This window comes from Okeania sp. SIO2B9 (genome assembly GCF_010672505.1).
GTDB classification, from domain to species: Bacteria; Cyanobacteriota; Cyanobacteriia; order Cyanobacteriales; family Microcoleaceae; genus Okeania; species Okeania hirsuta.
The window spans coordinates 1-2,531 of the sequence record NZ_JAAHGK010001124.1 but is presented as its reverse complement, the minus strand read 5'-3'; the positions used below and the strand labels follow the sequence as shown (position 1 = coordinate 2,531).

Sequence of the window (2,531 nt, the reverse complement as noted above, 5' to 3'; positions counted from 1 at the left end):
CCTTGTCGTTTAATAATTACTCCAGAACCAGCACTGTTGTCTGTAAAAATTCTCACAGTGACTTGTTGGGCAATATTAGATACTAATGATGGAAATTGTTGTGAATCTACTTCACTGGGTTTTGTATAATAAGCTGAGTTTTCTACACTGGTTTGAGAGTAAGCACTAGGTACAAATGTGGCCAGACAAAATAGTGAAGCTCCCAAAATTTGACTACTCAACTTGAATATTGATTTATTATTCATAATTATTAAAACTTTCTCAAAAAAAATACTTAAATTCCACTACTACCACCCAATCTATTTCCATAAATTTGAAAGTGTGGTGACTCTCTCCCACATTGGTTAGTGCCAGAGACCGCTTCTGATTTTTTCAACACATGAATGGTTGTTAGTAATTTAATTAATTACTTAAATCAAAAATAGGTATATATATTGATTAAGTTCAGCCCAGTCACAAATAACTTAGTAATATAGTCATAGCTTAAGTTCAATTTATTAAGCCAAAATGACTGTGAGGAACTGATTCGGTATTCTACACTATAGCGGTAACAAACACACATTATCAGAATAAAAAATTGCCAAATTTTTCTGCTAGGCCTTTATTTGGGTTTTAATGAAAATTATATGTAGTGATTATCAAAAAATATTCTCATTAAAAGTTAAGTAGAAGCGATCGCTTAATTAGGGTTTGCGTATGGAAAGTCTTTTAGTAAAGGTAGGAGACAGGAGACAGGAGACAGGAGATAGGAGAAATGGAAATTATAGAGGAGGTAGTCGTAAAAATTGTCAGAGTGATTTTTCTGCCATAATCATCCCAAAATACTAGCTTTATGCAGCTCTTTAGACCGAAAAGCTTGCACTTTTTAAAGGCAAAAAAAGGCAGCAAACCAATATCAGTCAATGCTTTGATATTTAATCAGCAGAGCAATAATTAGGGTTTGCGTATGGAAAGTATTTTAGTAGAGGTAGGAGACAGGAGACAACCCACCCCTAACCCCTCCCAGGAGGGGAGAAATGGGAATGAGCGAGGAGGTAGGAGCTAAGTTTTGTCCCTTAATTTTTCTGCCCAAATCTTGACCAAAATTCGCTCCTAATTGAACAATTACCACTTAAAACCTCGAACTTTTTGATACTTAAAAAGGCACTTACCTTTATCTATAAAGACTTTTAGATTTAATCAGCAGAGCAATAATTAAATACAGCTATAATAAATTGAATTTTATTCAAAATCAAGTCAAGACTTTTGCCAAGTAAAAAATCGTCAAAATTCATCCCAGAAAAAGACAACTATCCCCCGATAGAATCAATGATTATTAATATGAAACCTATAAAAATATCTTAATTAAAACAAAGAGCGGATATGAGAATTAAAAATCATACTATAGATTGACAAATTATTCATAAATGTGTATTCAATTGCTTAGATTCAAATATAATTGAAAACTAAATATGCAATTACCAAATATGCTATCTCGTAGTCCATTAATTATCTTAGGAGCGATCGCTGGAGTTATATTCTCCAGTCAAAGCGCGATCGCCACACAAAAAATAGTAATCAAGCTGGTTGGCCCAATAACAGCATCAATCAAAGTCAAGGATCTGCGAGTATTTGCAGAAACAGGCAAAACTACCAAAACAATTTCCCAAGCTCTCGGAATATCGAAAATTAATCCTAATACAGTTCGTGGCTTAATGACATTAGAAGTGGGAGCTAATGTTAGTAACTTAGCCAAAGTGCTTTATAGTAACCTTGGCCAAAATGTAACCAAAGGTATTGCGGAAGTAGTTCAGACCAGACACAATTACGAAAGCGACAAAGCCTTACGTTCTTCCATAATCTTAGCAGCAGCAGATGACAATCGAATATCAGTCCTGGAAGTTCTAGAAAAATATCCTACCGAAGAAATGCACATAGACGTAGGTAAAATCAATGAAATCGTAGACAAAGTAAAGGGAACTATTGGTAATCTTGAAGAACTTCTCAGATAAGTCTACGATTCTGAAGGTGGACTTATTTTAGCAGTATCTTCTTCAATATGATGATTATCATGTGGCTGGGCAGTTTCAGCATCAACTGTCGCAGCTTCTATATATTGACTATCTATGAGAAATGCTCCTTTCTCAAAACGAACAGCCCAATAATTTCCTGGTTTGTGACTCAAAACAGTTCCTACTTCACCCAAACGTACAATATCAGGGGGACGTAATATCGGCATTGATTCAGCAGTTTTGATGTATGGTGGTTGAATAGCTAACCTTACTTTCTGACCAATAGAAAATTCTTTCTCCATTTCTAAATACCCCCAAATAAATATAGTGGTTTGCAGATAAGTGTATGATAAAAATTTACACCATCAAGATACAAAGAGGTTCTAAATTAGTAGTAATTAAAAACCCATAAAACAGTTCTATTCTATCGGTGTAGTTATATCATGTCCGGTTGAATACTTAACACTTTGGAGGAGGTAAGGCAGAAGGCAGGAGGCAGGAGGCAGAAGGAAAGAAAAGGTTAGAAGGGAAAAGGTTTTT

At 34.8% G+C, this 2,531-nt stretch carries 3 protein-coding genes and 1 pseudogene; 2 read left to right on the top strand and 2 right to left on the bottom strand.

Annotated features, from left to right (window positions below):
* Positions 1-245: pseudogene (locus tag F6K13_RS28010) on the bottom strand (serine protease); the annotation flags it as partial.
* A 451-nt stretch (positions 246-696) separates the two neighbouring features.
* On the opposite strand from F6K13_RS28010, the gene F6K13_RS28005 reads away from it, so the two are divergent.
* Positions 697-828: a hypothetical protein gene (locus tag F6K13_RS28005; protein WP_275670462.1), complete on the top strand. Its 132-nt coding sequence runs from the start codon at positions 697-699 to the stop codon at positions 826-828.
* Between the two features lie 623 nt (positions 829-1,451).
* Positions 1,452-1,991 carry an alpha/beta hydrolase gene (locus F6K13_RS28000; protein ID WP_124147500.1) on the top strand — a complete coding sequence of 180 codons (540 nt, stop codon included), beginning with the start codon at positions 1,452-1,454 and terminating at the stop codon, positions 1,989-1,991.
* A gap of 2 nt (positions 1,992-1,993) precedes the next feature.
* Here the strand turns inward: F6K13_RS28000 and sipA are convergent, their stop codons facing one another.
* The gene (sipA, locus tag F6K13_RS27995; protein WP_124147501.1) at positions 1,994-2,293 is read right to left on the bottom strand and encodes a regulatory protein SipA; all 300 of its coding nucleotides are present in this window, start codon (positions 2,291-2,293) and stop codon (positions 1,994-1,996) included.
* Positions 2,294-2,531: the final 238 nt, after the last annotated feature.

Coding starts and splice junctions, on each gene's coding strand:
- F6K13_RS28005 (WP_275670462.1), top strand. CDS start 697: ATGGAAAGTCTTTTAGTAAAGGTAGGAGACAGGAGACAGGAGACAGGA.
- F6K13_RS28000 (WP_124147500.1), top strand. CDS start 1,452: ATGCAATTACCAAATATGCTATCTCGTAGTCCATTAATTATCTTAGGA.
- sipA (WP_124147501.1), bottom strand. CDS start 2,293: ATGGAGAAAGAATTTTCTATTGGTCAGAAAGTAAGGTTAGCTATTCAA.